This is a genomic window from Rahnella sp. 1L-D-7-B-C2, from assembly GCF_057290995.1.
In genome coordinates this window covers 168,126-189,015 of the sequence record NZ_JBXAVQ010000002.1, presented here as the reverse complement: position 1 = coordinate 189,015, position 20,890 = coordinate 168,126, and the positions used below count along the sequence as shown (strand labels likewise).

General features: G+C 51.6%; 22 protein-coding genes. 18 read left to right on the top strand and 4 right to left on the bottom strand.

The window, feature by feature from the left end; genetic code table 11:
• Positions 1–46 precede the first annotated feature (46 nt).
• Together AC0Z7K_RS04470 and AC0Z7K_RS04465 are read left to right on the top strand one after the other, a co-directional pair.
• Positions 47–970 (top strand): LysR family transcriptional regulator, encoded by a 924-nt coding sequence (locus AC0Z7K_RS04470; protein WP_485613059.1) that lies wholly within the window; start codon positions 47–49, stop codon positions 968–970.
• 305 nt (positions 971–1,275) lie between these two features.
• Positions 1,276–2,487: a serine hydrolase gene (locus AC0Z7K_RS04465; RefSeq protein ID WP_413529644.1), complete on the top strand. Its 1,212-nt coding sequence runs from the start codon at positions 1,276–1,278 to the stop codon at positions 2,485–2,487.
• A gap of 73 nt (positions 2,488–2,560) precedes the next feature.
• Here the strand turns inward: AC0Z7K_RS04465 and ybjG are convergent, their stop codons facing one another.
• Positions 2,561–3,166 carry an undecaprenyl-diphosphate phosphatase gene (ybjG, locus tag AC0Z7K_RS04460; RefSeq protein ID WP_413529643.1) on the bottom strand — a complete coding sequence of 202 codons (606 nt, stop codon included), beginning with the start codon at positions 3,164–3,166 and terminating at the stop codon, positions 2,561–2,563.
• A 289-nt stretch (positions 3,167–3,455) separates the two neighbouring features.
• Positions 3,456–4,190 (bottom strand): class I SAM-dependent methyltransferase, encoded by a 735-nt coding sequence (locus tag AC0Z7K_RS04455; RefSeq protein WP_485613058.1) that lies wholly within the window; start codon positions 4,188–4,190, stop codon positions 3,456–3,458.
• An 87-nt stretch (positions 4,191–4,277) separates the two neighbouring features.
• Between AC0Z7K_RS04455 and AC0Z7K_RS04450 the strand changes: the two genes are divergently transcribed.
• The 4 genes from AC0Z7K_RS04450 (at position 4,278) to AC0Z7K_RS04435 (ending at position 7,306) form a co-directional block, all read left to right on the top strand.
• Complete coding sequence (locus AC0Z7K_RS04450; RefSeq protein WP_485613056.1) at positions 4,278–4,793, top strand: GNAT family N-acetyltransferase; 516 nt, start codon at positions 4,278–4,280, stop codon at positions 4,791–4,793.
• Positions 4,786–5,073, top strand: coding sequence for a hypothetical protein (locus AC0Z7K_RS04445; protein WP_112168125.1), 288 nt, complete (start codon positions 4,786–4,788; stop codon positions 5,071–5,073). The genes AC0Z7K_RS04450 and AC0Z7K_RS04445 overlap by 8 nt, the downstream gene beginning before the upstream one ends.
• Positions 5,074–5,670: 597 nt before the next feature.
• Positions 5,671–6,780 (top strand): porin OmpC, encoded by a 1,110-nt coding sequence (gene ompC, locus AC0Z7K_RS04440; RefSeq protein ID WP_413529740.1) that lies wholly within the window; start codon positions 5,671–5,673, stop codon positions 6,778–6,780.
• Between the two features lie 166 nt (positions 6,781–6,946).
• Positions 6,947–7,306: a bleomycin resistance protein gene (locus AC0Z7K_RS04435; RefSeq protein ID WP_485613054.1), complete on the top strand. Its 360-nt coding sequence runs from the start codon at positions 6,947–6,949 to the stop codon at positions 7,304–7,306.
• 222 nt (positions 7,307–7,528) lie between these two features.
• Here AC0Z7K_RS04435 and AC0Z7K_RS04430 read toward each other — a convergent pair whose 3' ends face one another.
• Positions 7,529–9,211, bottom strand: a complete 1,683-nt coding sequence (locus tag AC0Z7K_RS04430; RefSeq protein WP_112168114.1) for an aspartate:alanine antiporter — start codon at positions 9,209–9,211, stop codon at positions 7,529–7,531.
• A gap of 326 nt (positions 9,212–9,537) precedes the next feature.
• Between AC0Z7K_RS04430 and ybjM the strand changes: the two genes are divergently transcribed.
• A complete protein-coding gene (ybjM, locus tag AC0Z7K_RS04425; RefSeq protein ID WP_413529639.1) occupies positions 9,538–9,912 on the top strand; it encodes an inner membrane protein YbjM in 375 nt (124 codons plus the stop codon).
• A 136-nt stretch (positions 9,913–10,048) separates the two neighbouring features.
• Here the strand turns inward: ybjM and AC0Z7K_RS04420 are convergent, their stop codons facing one another.
• Positions 10,049–10,315: a GrxA family glutaredoxin gene (locus tag AC0Z7K_RS04420; protein ID WP_056769821.1), complete on the bottom strand. Its 267-nt coding sequence runs from the start codon at positions 10,313–10,315 to the stop codon at positions 10,049–10,051.
• Between the two features lie 41 nt (positions 10,316–10,356).
• On the opposite strand from AC0Z7K_RS04420, the gene AC0Z7K_RS04415 reads away from it, so the two are divergent.
• From AC0Z7K_RS04415 to AC0Z7K_RS04365, 11 genes are all read left to right on the top strand, one after another.
• Positions 10,357–10,566 (top strand): hypothetical protein, encoded by a 210-nt coding sequence (locus tag AC0Z7K_RS04415; protein ID WP_485613052.1) that lies wholly within the window; start codon positions 10,357–10,359, stop codon positions 10,564–10,566.
• 30 nt (positions 10,567–10,596) lie between these two features.
• The gene (gene nfsA, locus AC0Z7K_RS04410) at positions 10,597–11,319 is read left to right on the top strand and encodes an oxygen-insensitive NADPH nitroreductase (protein ID WP_413529637.1); all 723 of its coding nucleotides are present in this window, start codon (positions 10,597–10,599) and stop codon (positions 11,317–11,319) included.
• An 18-nt stretch (positions 11,320–11,337) separates the two neighbouring features.
• The gene (gene rimK / locus AC0Z7K_RS04405; protein WP_413529636.1) at positions 11,338–12,240 is read left to right on the top strand and encodes a 30S ribosomal protein S6--L-glutamate ligase; all 903 of its coding nucleotides are present in this window, start codon (positions 11,338–11,340) and stop codon (positions 12,238–12,240) included.
• Between the two features lie 143 nt (positions 12,241–12,383).
• Entirely contained in the window at positions 12,384–12,869 is a 486-nt protein-coding gene (locus AC0Z7K_RS04400) for a YbjN domain-containing protein (RefSeq protein ID WP_413529635.1), read from the top strand.
• 427 nt (positions 12,870–13,296) lie between these two features.
• Positions 13,297–14,406: a spermidine/putrescine ABC transporter substrate-binding protein PotF gene (gene potF / locus AC0Z7K_RS04395; RefSeq protein ID WP_413529634.1), complete on the top strand. Its 1,110-nt coding sequence runs from the start codon at positions 13,297–13,299 to the stop codon at positions 14,404–14,406.
• 168 nt (positions 14,407–14,574) lie between these two features.
• Complete coding sequence (gene potG, locus AC0Z7K_RS04390; protein WP_413529633.1) at positions 14,575–15,708, top strand: putrescine ABC transporter ATP-binding subunit PotG; 1,134 nt, start codon at positions 14,575–14,577, stop codon at positions 15,706–15,708.
• Between the two features lie 12 nt (positions 15,709–15,720).
• Positions 15,721–16,674 carry a putrescine ABC transporter permease PotH gene (potH, locus tag AC0Z7K_RS04385; RefSeq protein ID WP_413529632.1) on the top strand — a complete coding sequence of 318 codons (954 nt, stop codon included), beginning with the start codon at positions 15,721–15,723 and terminating at the stop codon, positions 16,672–16,674.
• Positions 16,671–17,516, top strand: coding sequence for a putrescine ABC transporter permease PotI (gene potI / locus AC0Z7K_RS04380; protein ID WP_413529631.1), 846 nt, complete (start codon positions 16,671–16,673; stop codon positions 17,514–17,516). The genes potH and potI overlap by 4 nt, the downstream gene beginning before the upstream one ends.
• A 52-nt stretch (positions 17,517–17,568) precedes the next feature.
• Positions 17,569–18,015: a YbjO family protein gene (locus AC0Z7K_RS04375; protein WP_485613048.1), complete on the top strand. Its 447-nt coding sequence runs from the start codon at positions 17,569–17,571 to the stop codon at positions 18,013–18,015.
• Positions 18,016–18,100: 85 nt separating this feature from the next.
• Entirely contained in the window at positions 18,101–19,243 is a 1,143-nt protein-coding gene (rlmC, locus tag AC0Z7K_RS04370) for a 23S rRNA (uracil(747)-C(5))-methyltransferase RlmC (protein WP_485613046.1), read from the top strand.
• A gap of 347 nt (positions 19,244–19,590) precedes the next feature.
• Positions 19,591–20,886 (top strand): OprD family outer membrane porin, encoded by a 1,296-nt coding sequence (locus AC0Z7K_RS04365; RefSeq protein ID WP_485613045.1) that lies wholly within the window; start codon positions 19,591–19,593, stop codon positions 20,884–20,886.
• The last annotated feature ends 4 nt before the right edge of the window (positions 20,887–20,890 follow it).

The window sequence follows — 20,890 nt, the reverse complement described above, 5'->3', positions numbered from 1 at the left end:
GCTTTTATTGTAATGCTCTTATGCACACTTATGAGGCATGTCCCCCATGCAAAGTACCGAAATACGTTATTTCCTTGCAGTGGCGAATTCAGGTTCGCTGAGTGCGGCCAGTAAGCAACTTTTTGTCGCGGTTTCAGCCATCAGTCGTCAGATCCAGCGGCTGGAAGAACGTATAGGCGCGCCGTTGTTTGAACGCCATGCGCGCGGCATGGTGCTCAACGATGCCGGGCAGATTCTGGAAAACCACGTGCGAAAAAGCATGATGGAAATGGAACATGCGATTGCCGAGATTCAGGGGCTGAATGCCGTGCGGCGCACGGTGATCCGTATGGCCTGCACCGACGGACTGGCATTTGATCTGCTGCCGCAGTTGTTCTCGCGTTTCCGGCTGATCAATCCCGGCGTGATGTTTTACCTCAACGTCGGCACGGCGGTGGAAGTGTCTGAGATGATCCACAGCGGCGAAGTGGAACTGGCGTTGCAGTTCAGTCTGGTCGCCGAACGCGGTGTGGACGTCATGGCGTCCTTTCCCGCGCCGGTGCGCATGGTGATGCGACAGGATCATCCGCTGGCCGACGGGGATTTGCAGCTCACCGATCTGCATCCTTATCCGCTGGCAATGAATGAGCAGGGCAGCACCATCCGCCAGCTGTTCGATTTATCCTGCCGGATGAGCGGCATTTTCCTGGAGCCCGCCGTCAGCTGTAACCGGTTCTCGACGCTGTATGATTTTATGGTGCAAACGCCGGGGGCGATTGTGGCGTGCAGCCATTTCTCAATCCTGTACAAAGCCAGGCGCGACACTCTGCGGGTGAAATCGGTCAACATCGAACAGCTCAGCCAACGAACGTTGCAGTTGCAGACGCCGGCGGGTAAAAGGCGTTCGGTGGCGCTAAGTGAATTTATCGATTTTATCCGCGATGAGGTCAGTCGCGAGAGTGAGGCCTTTATTCGTGATTTTGCGGTCTGATGTGTGACGTTTCGCGCAATACGTTGATGTCCGGTTGGAAGTAAGGTGCTTATTGTTATAGAGATTTTGTATGCATTCTGGGGGGGTATGGGGGGTCATCAATATGATTGATGAAGGCGTCAGCGCGGTTTTTTTCATCAGCACGTTTCGCGCAAGCATCAGAAAATTCACCTATTCTTAAGATCTTTACACTATTAAGGTTTATTCCCGGCCCGGAAAGCAGTAGTTTTTACACCTGCAGACTTACACAATCTGATTGAAAGATAAGATAAATTTCAGTAACCCGGACAAAAGCGCTGATACCTATGACTATTTCTTCCCAATTCAAACGGACTTTTATATACGCGCTGGGCGGCGGAGTAATGTTGCTGTCCCTTCCTGCCGCTCAGGCCGACAACGCCCCGGTAGCACCTCAGGTGAATGCAAAATCCTGGGTGCTGATGGATTACAACAGCGGAAAAATCATCGCTGAATCTAACCCTGATACGCGTCTCGATCCGGCCAGCCTGAGTAAAATCATGGTCAGCTACGTGGTCGGTCAGGCTATCAAATCCGGCAAAATAAAATCCGACGATCTGGTTTCGGTAGGCAACGATGCCTGGGCGACCGGCAATCCGGTGCTGCGCGGCTCTTCCCTGATGTTCCTCAAACCTGGCGACCGCGTGCCGGTTTCAGAACTCAATAAAGGCATTGTTATCCAGTCAGGTAACGATGCAAGCATCGCGCTGGCGGACTTCGTGGCCGGAAGCCAGGATTCGTTCGTCAATCTGATGAACCGTTACGCGGAGCAGCTGAAGCTGCAAAACACCCATTTCAAAACGGTACACGGGCTGGATGCTGACGGTCAGTACACCTCGGCCACCGACATGGCCCTGTTGTCGCAGGCGCTGATCCGCGATACGCCAGAAGAATATGCGCTGCACAAAGAGAAAGAGTTTACTTTCAACCACATCAAGCAGATTAACCGTAACCGTCTGCTGTGGAGCAGCAACCTCAACGTTGACGGCATTAAGACCGGCTACACATCTGGCGCTGGCTACAATTTAGTGTCTTCTGCCAGTGATTCCACCGGTATGCGTCTGATTGCGGTAGTAATGGGCGCGCCGAGTGACCGTATCCGCTTTAACGAAAGCGAGAGCCTGCTGACCTGGGGCTTCCGTTTTTATGAGACGCTGACGCCAATCAAAGCCGGTGATGCATTTACCAGCCAGCGCGTCTGGTTCGGCGATGAGAAAATGGTGCCGCTGGGTGTCGCGGAAAATGCGTCAATCACCATGCCTAAAGGCCAGCTGAAAAACCTGAAAGCCAGCTTTAACCTGACCACGCCGCAACTCGAAGCACCGCTGGCGAAAAATCAGGTAGTCGGTACGGTTGATTTCAGTCTGGACGGCAAAGTTATTGAACAACGTCCGCTGGTGGCGTTGCAGGAAGTGAAAGAAGGGGGCTTCTTCAGCCGCATCTGGGACTTTGTGATGATGAAAATCAGCGGACTGTTTGGCAGCGTATTCGGCAAATAACTGACGTTGTAGCAAATAAAAAGCGAGGCTCAGATAGCCTCGCTTTTTTATATCCAGAATTTGTAGTTCTTCACTAGCCGCGTACCCAACCTTTGCGGATAGGAAAGGCAAATCCGAAGCGGTAAACCTTACACATCAGCGCGTTAATCTGCTCGCCGAACAGGTTCCACACCAGCTGTGAGAAGAGGCAACCGAGCATCCCGACCAGTAATCCTCCGAGCATATCCAGCGGCCAGTGCACACCGAGATAGACCCGCGACCAGGCAATGCCGAGCGCGGTGACCATCAGCAATGCGCCGGACCACAGACGATGCCAGAACAGGAAGGACAGTGCGAAGGTGAAGATCGCCGTGCCGTGATCGCTCGGGAAAGAATCGTCAGGGGAATGATGCAGGAAGTTGTAGCCGATGCCTTCGACAAACGGGCGTGCATGTGGGAAGAGTTCCGACAGGGCCTTGGCGGTGGCCATCGCGAACAACAGTGCTATGGCGGTTTTGCTGACCAGCTCGCGTTGCTGACCTATGTGCTCACGATGGCCCCACAGCCACAGTCCGATAATCAACACGGGGACAATCATTATCAGGTCATCTGCCAAAAATATTGCCAGCTTAATCAGTGCTTCTGGCGAAGCCGGCGTTGCGTTAATCCATAAAAAAAGCAGATGGTTCAACTGCTCCATACACGTACCCTCATCAACAAAAGGCTAAAAGAGCCTTAAAAATGTTCCAGTAACAGACTGACAACACATCTAAAAGTGAGTTCCACGTTAGTTTATGCTGCCGTTAAGGTATAGGGGCGATCGTCTGAAAACGAAGAGTCATTGACGAACTGTATAGTTTCCCGATGTGACTGATTTTATACGGGGGAACTTAACAAAACCTTAAGCAGGCGGGAGGACGAGCCTCCCGGCAAAAATGCCTGACATAAAAGTGAAAGAAAACGTGTAGAACGAGGTCATTGAAGAGGGTTTAGCGAGGTTTTTGAACGGACATCAGGAACAGCATCGGGCGTTCGGCTTCTTCGGCCAGCGCAGGAACGGCGGCGATCTGTTCAGCGGAAGGTCCCCATTCGGTTAGCTCGCGGATAACGAACCCGGCATTAATCAGCAAACTGATATAGGTGCCCAGCGTAAGATGCTGTTTGATGACGCCTTCGGCAAACCAGTTTGTCACGCGTTTGCCTTCGCGCTGATAGCCATCGACCGGCCAGCTTTTATGGCCTTGCTCATCAATATGCCAGCCGGGATTTGACGCAGCGGTATAGATCGGGTGTTCAGCCGAGAAAACAAAAGATCCGCCGGGCGTTAACGCACGGTATACCTGTGCCAGCAGGGCAGGCAATGCTTCGATGTAGTGCAGCGTCAGCGAGCTGTACGCCAGTTCAAACGCATTTTCCGGCAGTGTCAGCGTTTCGAGATCTTGCCGCTCATAGTCAATACCGGCGTCTGATGTCATTGATCGCGCCTTCGCCAGCATTTTCTCCGACACGTCCAGCCCCAACACCTTAGCTGCGCCCATTTCGCGCGCAGCGCGGCAGAACCAGCCGTAACCGCACCCGAGATCGACCACCCGGCCACCTTCTACATTATTGAGCATCGCTTTCAGTGAAGGCCATTCGGCCGCACCGTCAAGCCCGAACTGCGAGCGGCCCAGCTGGGCATAACCCTCAAAAAAAGCCTGATCGTCGTAAATGTTTTGCGTCATAAGAATGACTCCTATAAAAATAATCTTAATTGCCAATTCATTTTGGCCGGAACAGTGTAATTAAAATCAGAAAGGGAGAGCAACAGGGTGGATATTCGGCAGGCATTTATTGACGATTTGATCACGTTACAACAGCTGGGCAGGGAGACCTACCGTCACTATTTTGGCAATTTATGGCACAATAGCGATGAACTGGAAGCCTTTCTGGCGCATGATTTTGGCGATGAAGAAATGCAGATCAGTTTACAGGATAGCCGTTACCGCTGGATTATCGCGCTGGAAAACGGCAATGCCATCGGGTTTGCTAAACTTCATTTTGATCAACCTTTGGGACTTGCAGAAGGCCAGGGTGCTAAACTGTGCAAACTCTATTTCACGCCGCAAAGTCGCTCGCGCGGTGCAGGATCACAAGTGTTTGCCGCCGTCGAAGCCGCAGCCAGAGAGCGTCAGCAGCCAGCCTTGTGGCTGGACGTGTTGCAAAGTAATCTGCCCGCCATCGGGTTCTATCTGCGTCAGGGAATGCATCAGGTGATTGAAAGTGCCTACGTGACCGAAACGCAAACCACCAAGCTGTGGATCATGAAAAAGGATATCAATGATTAAATTACGCCTCGGCGGTCTGTTCATCACTCTGGAAGAGGGCGAGGATATTCCTTATGCGCCGGAGTATTGTGAGCATTACACCTACCTTATTCGTCCGGCAGATGGCGTATATGAAATTTTGCGTTATGACGCTTATTCTGGCTGGCACAAACGCCCTGATCAGAATTTTGAAGACGGCCATCAGGCCTTTGTGTTTGCTTATAAGGCGTACGAAAAGGAATGGAATCAGACTGACGGACGTTTAGGCGGTAAAGATCAGCGGCTCGAACGCATTTTGTGATATTACCGGCGTTCGAGAAAGTATAAAAAACCACCGTCATGGTGGTTTTTTATTGTCAGAAAAATATTTAATGGCATTAATAAGCATTATTTCCCCGGATCAATTTATTCATATTGGTAAAATATTACTATTTGAAACGCAATAATAACGTTAAGAGACAACTGAAACTATACAAAACCTTACAATCCTGGGGGTTGCCTGACGGTGAACATACTGAGTTAAGGGAGGTGTGGTGCGTTAAAATAGTCATTTTTTAATAAGATGTACACAGAATGAAATTATAAAAACCAGTGCGAACTATCCAGGTAACACATTGAAAATAATCAATATTATATTTAGATTCTGGAATTTTCTTATGCGAAATATTGGCGATACGGCCAGGAGATGTTAATGGGGTTATTGCCGAACGTTATTTTTCTAAATCATTCTTAAACGAAAACTATTTCAAATGTTTTCTGGTTGCAACGGAACTTATCCTCGTTTAATTTGACGTCCATCGGCTCCTGACCTGATGAAGATATAAATCATCACGGTGACGAAGTTATAATTTGTCGGATGACAAAAAAAGAGTTTATAAATTAATCAAGGATATTGATGATGAAATTACGCGTACTTTCTCTGGTGATCCCGGCACTGATGATGGCAGGCACCGCTGGCGCTGCTGAGATTTATAATAAAGACGGCAACAAACTTGACCTCTATGGTAAAATTGACGGCTTACACTATTTTTCCAATGATAACGGTTCCGACGGTGACCAGTCATATATGCGTTTCGGTCTGCGTGGCGAAACTCAAATCAGCAATGAACTGACCGGTTACGGCCAGTGGGAATATCAGGCAGCGCTGAACAAAGCTGAAAGCGATGACGCGAATAACTATACCCGTGTGGGCTTCGCAGGTCTGAAATTTGCTGAATTCGGTTCACTGGATTACGGCCGTAACTACGGCGTGATGTACGACGTCGCGGCATGGACCGACGTGCTGCCTGAGTTCGGCGGTGACACCTACGGCGCAGACAACTTCATGTTCCAGCGTGCGAACGGCGTTCTGACTTACCGTAACCAGAACTTCTTCGGCATGGTCGATGGGCTGGACGTCGCGCTGCAGTATCAGGGTAAAAATGGCAGCGCCACTGAAACGAATAACGGCCGCGACGTGCTGGCACAAAACGGCGACGGCTACGGCATGTCCCTGTCTTATGACCTCGGCGAAGGCTTCAGTGCAGCGGCTGCGATGATGGCATCTGACCGCACCAACGAACAGAACGGTCGCAATAATTCAGCGATTCTGGGCAACGGCGACAAAGCCACTGCTTACAGCGGCGGCCTGAAATACGATGCCAATAATATTTATCTGGCAGCGATGTACACCCAGAGCTACAACGCCAACCGATTCGGTTCAGCGGGCAGCAAGGCTTACGGTTATGCAGATAAAGCGCAGAACTTCGAAGCCGTTGCACAGTACCAGTTTGACTTCGGACTGCGTCCATCCGTTGCCTACGTTCAGTCACACGCAAGAAACGTTGAAGGTTATGGTAAACAAAACCTGACCAAGTATGTTGATGTCGGTGCGTCTTACTTCTTCAACAAAAACATGCTGACCTACGTGGATTACAAAATTAACCTGATGGATGACACCCGTCTGACCCGTGATGCCGGTATTGCTACCGACGATATTGTGGCGGTAGGTTTGGTTTATCAGTTCTGATAAACCGTTTATTGCCCACATTTATTCGGGCCTGTTAGTCTGCTGTGTCTAATTCCCTTCCCGTCCGGGAAGGGTTTTTTGTTTTACTGCTATACGTTTAATTTTCCTGCGATCTCATGCATCATGGCTTATCCTTTGATAAACCTGAAATTCGCCGAGGCCCGTCATGACCGATCACGCCACACCCAATCTTCCTTCCCGCAATTTTGAAGAAACCCAGCGCTTTTATGGCAGCTTTGGTTTCACTAAAACTTACGTCGACGACAGCTGGCTGATCATGGTTCGCGGCGGCATCACCCTGGAATTTTTCCTGCATCCCGACCTCGATCCGGCGACCAGCTGGTTCAGCTGTTGCCTGCGCGTCGATGACGCCGATACGATGTTTGCGGATTTCAAGGCCGCCGGAATCGGTGAAGATCCGCATACGCGTCCCTGTGTCCATCTGCCCGAAACCCAGTCATGGGGCATGAAAATGGGCGTAATGATTGATATTGATGGAACGCTGGTGCGGGTGATTGAGAACTGAGGGGTGTTGCAGAGAGTGTGGTGACAAAATTCAGATAATAAAAAACCCGGGAATCTTGAACCTAATAAGGCGGGATTCACGGGCTCTCCAAATTTGGGGACTTCAAAGAAAAGCAGTGGCACTAATTAAGACTGCTGCCCTCTGTAAAAGTTCGTTTCATGTGGCAAAAATATAAAAAAATTATTGATTTTATTTTCCCACATTACACTTCAATGAATTACGTCATGCACCCGGCCAGATGATGACGATCAATGTCCCGGCCAGCGTCAGTAATACGTTAGCGATAGCGTAGGTTCCGGCGTAGCCGAGCGCCGGAATGTTGCTTCGCGCGGTATCACTGATGATCTCCATCGCGGGTGCACAGGTTCGTGCTCCCATGATCGCGCCAAACAGCAAGGCCCGGTTCATGCGCAGAACATAAGCACCAAAGATGAAGCAGATGATAACCGGCACCAGGCTGACGATAAGCCCTGAAATCAGCATCTGTCCGCCAATAGCACCCAGCCCGTTGTTAATCCCCGCGCCTGCGCTCAGGCCGACACCCGCCATAAATACCATCAGGCCGAACTCTTTCACCATGTTCAGCGCACCTTGCGGGATGTAGCCGAAAGTAGGGTGGTTGGCACGCAGAAAGCCAAGCATGATACCGGCGAACAGCAGACCGGCGGCATTACCAATGCCGAAGCTGAAGTTTTTAAACTGGAAGGTGATGAGGCCAATCATCAGGCCGACGATAAAGAAGGCGCAGAAGGCCAGTAAATCGGTAACCTGACTGTGTACTGAGATAAACCCGATGCGGTCTGCCACACTTTTTACACGACGCGCATCACCGCTGACCTGCAACACATCACCTTTATTGAGCACAATGCTGTCGTCGATCGGCATTTCTATCTGACTACGGATGACGCGGTTAAGGAAGCAACCCTGATCGGTCAGATTTAGCTGGCTCAGACGTTTACCGACTGCATGATTGTTTTTCACCACGACTTCTTCAGTCACGATGCGCATATCGAGCAGGTCGCGGTCGAAGACTTCTTTGCCGTTGCGGAAACTCGGATCCAGACGTGAATGTGCATCCGGATAACCGACCAGCGAAATCTCATCGCCGACCTGTAACACAGCGTCACCGTCGGGCGTCGCTAAAATCCCGTTACGGCGGATACGTTCGATATAGCATCCGGTCTGGCGGTAGATCCCCAGTTCGCGAAGGTTTTTGCCGTCAGCCCAGGCTACCAGTTCCTGGCCAACGCGGTACGCGCGAATAACCGGCAGATAGACTTTGCGCTTGCTGTCGGTATCCAGACCGCGTTCGCGGGCGATTTGCTGGGCGCTGGTTGGTAAATCCTGATGTTGTAGTTTCGGCAGGTAACGCGCACCGAAGATCAGGCTGACCAGCCCGATGAGATAGGTGAGGGCGTAGCCGAGGCTCAGGTTATCCAGCTCAGGGCCGAGGAGTTTGTTGCCGCCCATGGTATTGCGCAACGTATCTCCCGCGCCCACCAGCACCGGTGTGGAGGTCATGGAACCGGCGAGCATACCGGCGGTGAGGCCGATATCCCAGCCGAAGAACCGCCCAAGTCCGAGTGCCAGCAACATGGCGGTGCCGACCATCACCAGCGCCAGCATGAAGTAATTTTTGCCGTCGCGGAAGAAAATCGAAAAAAAGTTGGGTCCGGCTTCAACGCCGACGCAGAAAATAAACAGCATAAAGCCGAGATTCAGTGCTTCGGTGTTAATGCTGAAATGCTGCTGGCCTAAAAGCAGGGAAACTACTAATACGCCGATAGAATTTCCGAGCTGGACAGAGCCCAGACGCACTTTTCCAAGGCACAGACCGAGCGCCAAAACTACAAATAATAACAGGATGTAATTCCCGTTTAACAAACTAGCGACGTTTATATTCACAAGGATAACTTATTGTTTACCAACAAATTCTTGATATGGGAGAATGTAAAGGATAGATTCAGAAAGAGAAAATTCCTAGCCGGCTATTACCGTGGTTGCGTAGTACAGACAACGGGGAAAGCAGGTTTCGGGCGTCATTTTAGTCACAGAATGTCTCTACAGCCAGAGAAAAGCCCGGATAAAATGATGTAAACACTTAATTTGTGTTACGCGGGATTGCGTGGCGCGTCAGGGAAGGGAGCCAGAGGGCTCATTCAGGTAACGGAACGCATCAGAGACATTGAATACAGCCTGTGAAAACTCGCCAACTTTAAGGAGGAAGTAAAATGGCACTTTGGCGCACGGTCAGAGCCCCTGTACTTTGTTGTATATTTTTTATCGTGATTTTTATCTCATTAAAAAATAGTTGGATCGTAGTCAGAACCAACGCACCCGGACCGGAATACGGTCTGCTGCTCTTCCTGTTGCCTGGCATTGTGACGGGATTGATTGCCAGGGAGTCGCCGATATTTTCCTCTTTCATCGGCGGACTGACATCGATACCTGTTTGCTTTTTATTACGCTGGGCATTTTTCCCCCGCGTCCACCCGCCGGTGCAGGAAATCGCCTACGCCACCAGTGCGATATTCTGGTGTGTGCTCGGCGCGATGCTGGTCCAGTTGCTGATTACGGTGTACCGGCAGTTCAGGCAACCCAGATAAATGCCGGTTTCCGGCCAAAAGAAAAGGCGCTCAGTGAGCGCCTTTTTGCTGTGTGTATCTTTTTTTTTATGACTGAACCGGTGAATCGCTGGTTCAGTGACTGGCAGGCGTTACAGAACAATTAGTTGCTGAACAATTAGTTGCTGAACAATGCCAGATGTTCTTTCGCGTATGCTTCGAAATCAGTGAAGCCGCCAATGTGTTGCTGATCGAGGAAAATCTGCGGAACGGTTTCAACCGGTTTACCAACGGTTTTTTCCAGATCGGCTTTAGTGATACCTTCTGCATGGATATCGATATAGCGGAAGTTGAAATCATCACGTTCTTCAGTCAGTTTTTCAGCCAACTCTTTTGCACGAACACAATAAGGACAGCCAGGACGCCCGAAGATTACTGCAAACATGGAGACTCCTTTGTTTGTTTTAAAAAATGAATGAAAAGGAAATGATTGGTTTTGTTAACTGCATCACCTTTTTTGATGTCGCTACTATGCCTGTTGCAAACCATAAAAAAAAGCAGGAATTACCTGTCAGTCCGATACCTTTGACCTATCCAAATGAAGCTGCTGGTATTTTTAGGCACTGCACATTGTTACAGCATTTGGATCCCGAAACCTTGCAAACTGTGCTCACTGCATCAATCATTGTGCGCTGATGTTTACACTTTTAAGTCCAAGGACTCTTCATGACACCGACTATCGATCTCCTGCGTTCACACCGCTCCATTCGTGCTTTTACCGATAAGCCTGTGTCAGACGAACAGCGCGAGGCGATCATTGCGGCGGCTCAGGGCGCATCGACGTCAAGTTTTTTGCAGTGCTCTTCGATTATCCGCATTACCGATCCGGCACTGCGCGAAAAACTGGTGGAATACACCGGTGGCCAGAAGTATGTCGCCAGTGCCGCTGAGTTTTGGGTTTTCTGTGCCGATTTCAATCGTAATCAGCAGATCAATCCCGAAGCGGAACTGGGTCTTGCAGAACAACTGTTGCTGGGCTGCGTTGATACCGCACTGATGGCGCAGAATGCCATGACGGCGGCAGAATCTCTCGGGCTCGGCGGCGTGTTTATTGGCGGCATCCGCAATCAGGTCGAAGACGTTGTGACCCTGCTGAAATTGCCAAAATTTGTCATGCCGCTGTTTGGTTTTTGCATCGGGACGCCAGCGCAGGATCACCAGGTGAAGCCACGCATGCCGCAGTCTTTGCTGGTGCATGAAAATAGTTATCAGCCGGTGGATAAAGCTGTACTGGCGCAGTATGACGAAGAACTAAGCGAATATTATCTTCAGCGCGACAGCAACGCCCGTCGCGATACCTGGAGTGATTTGATCGTTCGCACGCTTAAAAAGGAACAGCGTCCGTTTATGCTGGACGCATTGCATAAACAAGGCTGGGCAACGCGCTAATCGGCGACGGAGTGTCGGATGAAGATTGCAATTCTTTCCCGTGACGGGTCTTTGTATTCGTGTAAGCGCCTGAAGGAAGCGGCGGAAAGTCGGGGGCATGAGATAGATATTATCGATCCGCTTTCCTGCTACATGAACATTAATCCTGCAGCGCCGAGTGTGCATTATCGCGGGCGAAAGCTGGATATCTATCAGGCGGTGATCCCGCGCATCGGGTCGGCTATCACCTTTTACGGCACCGCCGTGTTGCGTCAGTTTGAAATGCTGGGCAGCTTTCCGCTCAACGAATCGGTGGCGATCACCCGGGCGCGCGACAAATTGCGTTCGATGCAGATTCTGGCGCGGGAAGGGATTGATTTACCGATCACCGGATTTGCCAATGCGCCGGATGATACGTCAGATCTCATCGCGCTGGTCGGCGGCGCGCCGCTGGTGGTGAAACTGGTAGAAGGCACGCAGGGCATCGGCGTCGTGCTGGCGGAAACCCGTCAGGCGGCGGAAAGCGTTATCGACGCCTTTCGCGGGCTGAATGCGCATATTCTGGTGCAGGAATATATCCGTGAAGCTCAGGGGAGGGACATCCGCTGTCTGGTGGTCGGCAAGCGGGTGGTCGCGGCTATTGAGCGGCAGGCTAAGCCGGGGGATTTTCGCTCCAATCTTCATCGCGGCGGAACGGCGACGAAAGTAAAAATCACCTCGCAGGAAAAAGAGATTGCTGTGAAAGCCGCGCAGACGCTGGGGCTCGATATCGCCGGCGTGGATATTCTGCGGGCCCATCGCGGGCCGCTGGTGATGGAGGTCAACGCCTCACCGGGGCTGGAAGGTATCGAAACCACCACCGGGCTGGACATCGCCGGGATGATGATCGACTACATCGAGCAACGTGCGAAACCGGGTTTTCGCTTAAAATCCGGCGGCTAAATCTCAATTGATCGGCCTAATGTTGATCAACCCGGTATTGATCGTAGCGCTGGCCGGTATAATTCCGTAAGCTATCGCCCCTTCGCGACGCCTCGTGCGTGGCGAATAGGGTTATTTTCGTTGTTGAACTCGTGAGGCATTCTATGGATTCGCTCATCGTCCCTGATTTGGCGCTGCTGCGGCGCTGGCTTGATCAGCTGGGCATTTCTTTTTTCGAGTGTGATTCCTGTCAGGCTCTCCATCTGCCGCATATGCAGAATTTCGATGGCATTTTTGATGCCAAGCTCGACATTGTGGACAACGTGATTTTATTCTCGGCGCTGGCCGAAGTGAAACCGACGGCGCTTATCCCGCTGGTTGCCGATTTAAGCTCGATCAACGCCAGCTCCCTGACCATCAAAGCCTTTGTGGATATTCAGGATGACAACCTGCCGAAGCTGATTGTTTGCCAGTCGCTGACGATCGCGGTGGGCGTTACGCATGAGCAGTTCTCTTTCTTCCTGCAACAGGCAGAAGAACAGATGTCGATGATTATTCTCGAAGCCCATGCCAATGACTTGCTGTTTATCGGTGATGAGGAAGAAGATGGCGCACCTGCGGCATCGGTCAATCTGCCTTTTCTTCACTGATTCGTTTTACTCTTTACTCTCTCCTCTGAAGATCCTTCCCTGCGAGCCGTATCAACCACGGCTCCGCTGCCTTTATTCGCTTTCACGATAAGTTATGCTGCCGTTTACCCCATGTTGCACTATATTTCACTTTGTTAATGGGCAAAATGCCAGACGGACTACAGCAAATTTGCATAAATAATCGATAAACGCCGGTTTTGTCTCAGGAGGCTGGTACGCGGGGGTTGCAGGCGCTATGCTTCTGACTCTGCATCACGCGTGATTACGTCGTAAAACCAAACGGTTAATTCGCAGGCAGCGTATTCGTCAACATTGAATGCCTATGCATATTTCGTAGAGCTCAGTTGGCCTGGTAGTGAAGGGTTTTGTATCCATCCCAGTGATACAAATTCATTGATATATTCCCCTGTCTTGGAGGTAGTAACGGATGTTCACCCTGCGTAAAAAGTGGTTATCGGGTGTTGTCGCCGGTCTGGTTATGGCCGCGTCCGTCACAGCGTCTGCGGAAGAGAAAACGCTGCATATCTATAACTGGTCCGATTATATCGCACCAAACACCGTGCCTGATTTCCAGAAGGAAACCGGCATCAAAGTGGTTTACGACGTGTTTGATTCCAATGAAGTGCTGGAAGGCAAACTCATGGCAGGCAGCACCGGCTTTGATCTCGTGGTGCCTTCAGCCAGTTTCCTTGAGCGCCAGCTCTCGGCGGGCGTGTTCCAGCCGCTGGATAAAAGCAAACTGCCTAACTACAAAAACCTCGATCCAGACCTGCTGAAAATGGTCGCACAGCACGATCCGGGCAATAAATACGCCATCCCTTACCTGTGGGCGACCACCGGTATTGGTTACAACGTCGATAAAGTGAAAGCGGTGCTCGGTAAAGATGCGCCGGTCGACAGTTGGGATCTGGTTCTCAAGCCTGAAAACTTAGAGAAGCTGAAAAGCTGCGGCGTGTCGTTCTTAGACGCACCGGCAGAAATTTACGCTACCGTGCTCAATTATCTGCATCTGGATCCGAACAGCACCAAAGCCTCTGATTACACCGGTGCGGCAAACGATTTGCTGTTGAAACTGCGCCCAAACATCCGTTATTTCCACTCTTCCCAGTACATCAACGATCTGGCTAACGGCGACATTTGTGTGGCGATCGGCTGGGCTGGCGATGTCATGCAGGCGTCTAACCGCGCGAAAGAAGCGAAAAACGGCGTGAACGTGGCTTACAGCATTCCTAAAGAAGGCGCGCTGGCGTTCTTCGACGTGTTTGCTATCCCGAAAGATGCCAAAAATCTCGACGAAGCCTATCAGTTCCTTAACTACCTGATGGAGCCGAAAGTCATCGCGCAGGTCAGTAATACCGTTTACTACGCGAGCGGCAACAAAGCCGCCACGCCGCTGGTGAATGAGGATGTGCGTAACAATCCTGGCATTTATCCGCCAGCAGATGTGCAGGCCAAACTGTTTAGCCTGAAAGTTCAGGATCCGAAGATTGACCGTGTGATCACAAGATCATGGACCAAAGTTAAGACAGGTAAATAGTACCGTATAAAAAAGGTCAGGAAGACTTCTCAGCGGCTCCGCAGAATCATGGCGGGGCCGCTGACGTTTTGTCCGGGATGACGTTTGGGCATACGGATCAGGCACTTTTCCCCCTGACTGTTATGCTTATTTGAACCTGCTTTATTTTGATACCGGAGATTTCTCTGAGTGAACGACGCTATTCCCCGCCCGCAGCCTAAGTCCCAGAAGGGTTTCACGCCTTTGCTGGAGATCCGTAATTTAACCAAGTCTTTTGACGGCCAGGCCGCCGTGGATGACGTCAGCCTGACCATCTACAAAGGTGAGATTTTCGCCCTGCTGGGCGCGTCCGGCTGTGGTAAATCGACGCTGCTGCGCATGCTGGCCGGTTTCGAGCAGCCGACGCAGGGGCAGATCGTCCTTGATGGCGTTGACCTCTCGCAGGTGCCGCCGTATCAGCGACCGATTAACATGATGTTCCAGTCCTACGCGCTGTTCCCGCACATGACGGTGGAACAGAATATCGCGTTCGGGCTTAAGCAGGACAAGCTGCCGTCAGCGGAGATCAAAAGCCGCGTGGCGGAAATGCTGACGCTGGTGCACATGCAGGAATTCGCTAAACGTAAGCCGCATCAGCTCTCCGGCGGTCAGCGTCAGCGCGTGGCGTTAGCCCGTAGTCTGGCGAAGCGGCCAAAGTTATTGCTGCTCGACGAGCCGATGGGCGCGCTGGATAAAAAACTGCGCGACCGCATGCAGCTGGAAGTGGTGGATATTCTTGAGCGCGTCGGCGCGACCTGCGTGATGGTGACGCACGATCAGGAAGAAGCCATGACCATGGCGGGGCGCATCGCCATCATGAATCGCGGTAAGTTCGTGCAAATCGGCGAACCGGAAGAAATTTATGAGCACCCGACCAGCCGCTTCAGCGCGGAATTTATCGGCTCGGTGAACATATTCGAAGGTGTATTGAAAGAGCGCCTGGACGACGCGCTGATTCTGACGTCGCCGGGTTTAGTCCATCCGCTTAAAGTCGATGCGGATTCCTCGGTGGTGGACGGCGTGCCGGTATTCGTGGCGCTGCGCCCGGAAAAAATCATGCTGTGCGAAGACGTGCCGGAAGACGGCAGCAACTTTGCGGTCGGCGAAGTGGTTAATATCGCGTATCTGGGGGACCTGTCTATCTATCACGTCAGATTGCACAGCGGGCAGATGATCACCGCGCAGTTACAAAACGGCCATCGTTTCCGCAAAGGCATGCCAACCTGGGGCGACGAAGTGCGCCTGTGCTGGGAAGCCGACAGCTGCGTCGTGCTGACTGTTTAAGGGGCGCTGAATATGTCTGTCATTTCTGAACAACCGGTCAGTAAACCTCCGGGCGGATTCAACGCTTTCATGGGCCGTCTGCAACAGCGTCACGGCCGTAAGCTGGTGATCCTGCTGCCGCTGGTGTGGTTCCTGCTGCTGTTTTTACTGCCGTTCCTGATTGTCTTTAAAATCAGCTTTGCCGAAATGGCGCGTGCCATTCCCCCGTATACCGATCTGGTGACTTTCTCAGACGGGATGCTGGATATCGCACTGAACATCGGTAACTACATTTCGCTGACCGACGATCCGCTGTACATCGAAGCCTATCTGCAATCGATTCAGGTTGCGGCAGTCTCGACGGCGCTGTGCCTGGTGATCGGTTATCCGCTGGCCTGGGCGGTGGCGCACAGTAAAGTGTCGACCCGCAACATTCTTCTGTTACTGGTGATCCTGCCGTCGTGGACGTCGTTTCTGATCCGCGTCTATGCGTGGATGGGCATTCTGAAAGACAACGGCGTGCTGAACAACGTGCTGCTGTGGCTGCACGTTATCGACCAGCCGCTGGTTATCCTGCATACCAATCTGGCGGTGTATATCGGCATTGTGTATTCGTATCTGCCGTTTATGGTGTTGCCGATTTATACCGCGCTGACTCGCATGGATTACTCGCTGGTTGAAGCGTCGCTGGATCTCGGTGCGCGGCCGTTGAAAACCTTCTTCAGGGTAATTATGCCGCTGACCAAAGGTGGCATCATCGCCGGTTCGATGCTGGTGTTTATTCCGGCGGTGGGCGAATACGTCATCCCGGAACTGCTGGGCGGGCCGGACAGCATTATGATTGGCCGTATTTTGTGGCAGGAATTCTTTAATAACCGCGACTGGCCGGTGGCCTCTGCGGTGGCGGTGATCATGCTGTTGCTGCTCATCATGCCAATCCTGTGGTTCCACAAATACCAAAACAAAGAGCTTGGAGATAAAGAATGAATAAGTTACCGGTTGTCCGTTCGCCGTGGCGAATTCTTATTCTGATCGTCGGCTTTACGTTTTTGTATGCGCCGATGCTGATGCTGGTTATTTACTCGTTCAACAGCTCCAAGCTGGTTACGGTCTGGGCGGGCTGGTCTACCCGCTGGTATACTCAGCTTTTCCATGACTCCGCGATGATAAGCGCCGTCGGCATGAGCCTGACGATTGCCACCGCTGCGGCGACGATGGCGGTGATTGTCGGCACGCTGGCCGCCGTCGTGATGGTCCGTTTCAGGCGTTTTCGCGGCTCGACCGGGTTTGCTTTTATGCTCACCGCGCCGCTGGTGATGCCCGATGTGATAACCGGGCTGGCGTTGTTGCTGCTGTTTGTGGCGATGGGGCACGCCTTTGGCTGGCCTGCTGAGCGCGGCATGTTTACTATCTGGCTGGCGCACGTGACGTTTTGTAGCGCCTACGTCGCAGTGGTGGTGTCGGCTCGGTTACGCGAGCTGGATCGCTCTATCGAAGAGGCCGCGATGGATTTAGGGGCAGCGCCGCTGAAGGTGTTTTTCATCATCACGCTGCCGATGATCCTGCCAGCTCTGATTTCCGGCTGGCTGCTGGCGTTTACGTTGTCGCTTGACGATCTGGTAATAGCCAGCTTCGTTGCCGGACCTGGCGCGACCACCTTGCCGATGCTGGTCTTTGCCAGTGTGCGCATGGGCGTCAATCCGGAAATCAACGCACTCGCGACGCTGATCCTGCTGGTAGTGGGCATTATCGGAATGATTGCGTGGTGGTTTATGTCACGGGCTGAGAAACAACGGATCAAAGAGATACAGCGCGCTGCGCGAGGATAGTGTCCTCATTGACTTAACATTAAAACCAGGAACAAGGAGATAACAAGGAAGTATGAAATTAGCATTTATCCCCGTTCCTGTAATGATTGGCGCGTCGGCAATTGTGGCGACGCGCCTGCTGGAATTTATCTTACTGTTTGATGCGATGGGTTTTTCCGGCCTGATGAGTTTTATCGAGGTCAGCGCAGAATCCTGGCTGAACTGCATTATCATGCTCGCCAGTATGTTGATCATTCTGGTGGAGTGCCGGGCGGCATTCGCGATGATGCGCGCGCGACGCTGGGGACGCTGGGCGTTTATCGGCTGTCAGGCGATGGTGGTCAGCTACATGCTGCTCGCGTCATTCGACTGGTTCGGGCCGCGCATCTTTCGCTTTAACGTCGAAACGCAGGGCGAATTCCTGTATGCGCTGCTGATGCAAAAAATCCCCGATATTGTGGTTCTGCTGTTGTTGTTTGTGCCAGCCAGCAGTCAGCGGTTCTTTGCGCGCTATAAATAGCCTGTACTGCTGATGAGCCTTTCCGGCCGCGTGGTGATACACTGCGCGCCAGTTTTTTCCTGCTTTTGAACACCGGAACCTTTTCATGCATTGCGCTCTCTATACAGCCGGAACCTGTCGTTCCTGCCAGTGGCTCGACAAACCTTACTCACGCCAGCTGGCCGACAAACAGCAAGATCTGCACGATTTGCTGAGCGGAATGCCGGTGGATGAGTGGGGTGAACCGGTCACGGGCGATGAGCGCGCATTTCGCAACAAAGCCAAAATGGTGGTCAGCGGCAGCGTGGAGCGTCCGATGCTCGGCATGTTACATCGCGACGGCACGCCGGTGGATTTGTGCGACTGCCCGTTGTATCCGGCCACTTTCCCTGCGGTCTTTGCCGTGCTCAAAACTTTCATTGCCCGCGCCGGTCTGACGCCTTATAACGTCGCCCGTAAACGCGGCGAGCTGAAATTTCTGTTGCTGACGGAAAGCCAGAAAGACGGCGGTATGATGCTGCGTTTTGTTCTGCGCTCAGACAGTAAACTGACCCAACTGCGGGCGGCACTGCCGTGGCTGCAACAGCAACTGCCACAGCTGAAGGTGATTTCAGCCAATCTTCAGCCGGTGCATATGGCGATCCTCGAAGGTGACACGGAAATTCCTTTGACTGACGTTCAGCGTCTGGAAGAAGAATTCAATCATGTCCCGCTGTTTATTCGTCCGCAAAGCTTTTTCCAGACCAACCCGCAGGTGGCCGAAAAACTGTACGCCAAGGCGCGCGACTGGGTGCGTGAGTGCGGCAACGTCAACAGCATGTGGGATCTTTTCTGCGGCGTCGGCGGTTTTGGCCTGCACTGCGCGACACCCGACATGAAGCTGACCGGGATCGAAATCAGCGCCGAAGCCATCTCGTGTGCGAAAGAATCTGCCGCACGGCTGGGGCTGCAAAACGTTGAATTTCAGGCACTGGACTCCACCGGTTTTGCCACCGGAAAGGGAGAGGTGCCCGATCTGGTGCTGGTCAATCCGCCACGTCGCGGCATTGGAAAAACTCTGTGCGACTACCTGAGCCATATGGCACCTGCGACGGTGCTGTATTCCAGCTGTAATGCAAAAACCATGGCTGCCGATCTGGCCTTGCTGCCGGATTATCGCATCGAACGCGTTCAGTTGTTCGATATGTTCCCGCATACCGCGCATTACGAAGTGATGGCATTATTAATTCGCCAGTCAGCCGATAAATAAGAGCGTTAAATCGCCTTTTATTATTATTCCCATAAACTAAGTGAATAAGTAAATATATCGGTTACTTTGGTGTTATCGATATATAAGTCATTCACTTACTCGCCATGAATAATCATGACAGAAGTCACAAATCTATTTTTTAGTCTCTGAAATTCGTTTTTAATGATGTTCTTATTTTCGTAAACCCGCTATGTTTGCTTCCGGATTGTTACTGCATCAGCAGGCAAAACCTGAATTGAAATCTCGCGCGCCTCGGGGGATTTCAGTTCAGGTTTTTTTTTGCCTGATGAAAATGCGCCCTGAAAATCTCACTTATCTCGGGTTATGACACAATGGAAAAACAGGCTATGGAAAAGCACGCTCTGGCATTGGCTTTCGGTCTTCTTTGTACACCCACACTGGCACTGGCAGGGATCGATGATATCGCAGAAACGGATTTCGTAAAAAAAAGCTCTCTGGAATTCGGTACGCATAATATATGGAAATATCTGGACGAAGGCGAAACGGATAAACGCAACGTTCACTCAGCCTGGGGGCAGGGGCTGGCGCTGGATTATAAATCAGGTTATTTATCCGACGTTATTGGCGTCGATGCCTCTTATTACGGTGTGATTAAACTCGCTGCTGCCGATAATTTTGCCTCGAGAGGTATTTTATATAATGACGATGGTAAGGCAAAAGGATTCAATAAACTCGGCCAGTTTTATGGCAAGGCCAAATTCTCTGAAGGCGGCGTCGATGCCAATCTTTACGGCGGCTGGAAGTTGATCAAACTCGGCGCGGTGACCACATCGATGCGTGCCGCACCCAATACCTACGCGGGCTGGAGTGGTGATATCTCCTACGACGCATACCGCCTGCGTCTGGCTTATCTCACAAAGTCATCCAATCGTGATTCGCCGGACAAAGTCGATTTCATGACCAGCGATTCCAGATCGATCAATTCCATTTATACCGGGGATTTTCAGATAAAAACCGACAGTCTGACCGCGCTCTATTTTTACGGCGAGACTGAGGATTATCTGCGCAGAAACGGTCTGGAACTGAACATCAAACAAAATAAAGCGATCACCTACGGCGTGCAGATATACATGACCGAAGGGCTGGAAAAATGGAACAGCATGGCTAACAGCAAAAAGGATTTCGATACCCGCGCCAATCATTACGCTGGCGATGTTACCTGGAAATACCACCGCTGGGTCACCAAAGGTGGTCTGGCGTATACCGATGCCAACAAAGACGGTGGCATCGGCATGTATCCGCGGCATATGAGTAAAAACTCGCGCGGTACCTTTAATGCTATGACCACCGCCGGGCTGGATTATATGCGCGACGAGGAAAAAGTGCTGTCGCTGGACGTTGGTTACCACATCACGCCGGAGGTGGTGCTGGGCATCAACACCCATTACGGCTTCTTCGACTACGAAGGGCAGTCTGTGCAGGAGGAGGAATTCAACGTTTATTCGGTCTGGAAGCCTCAGTCGAAAAAACTTAAAGACCTGTCGTTATTCTTCATGATCGGACCGGGCCGGACGTATGAACACAAAGGCACCGCACCGGTTGTCGATTCCCACGGCAATATTAAAAATGCCAACAGTTTCGCGGCGGAATTCCGTCTGAATTACACCTTTAAAATCTTTTAATCAA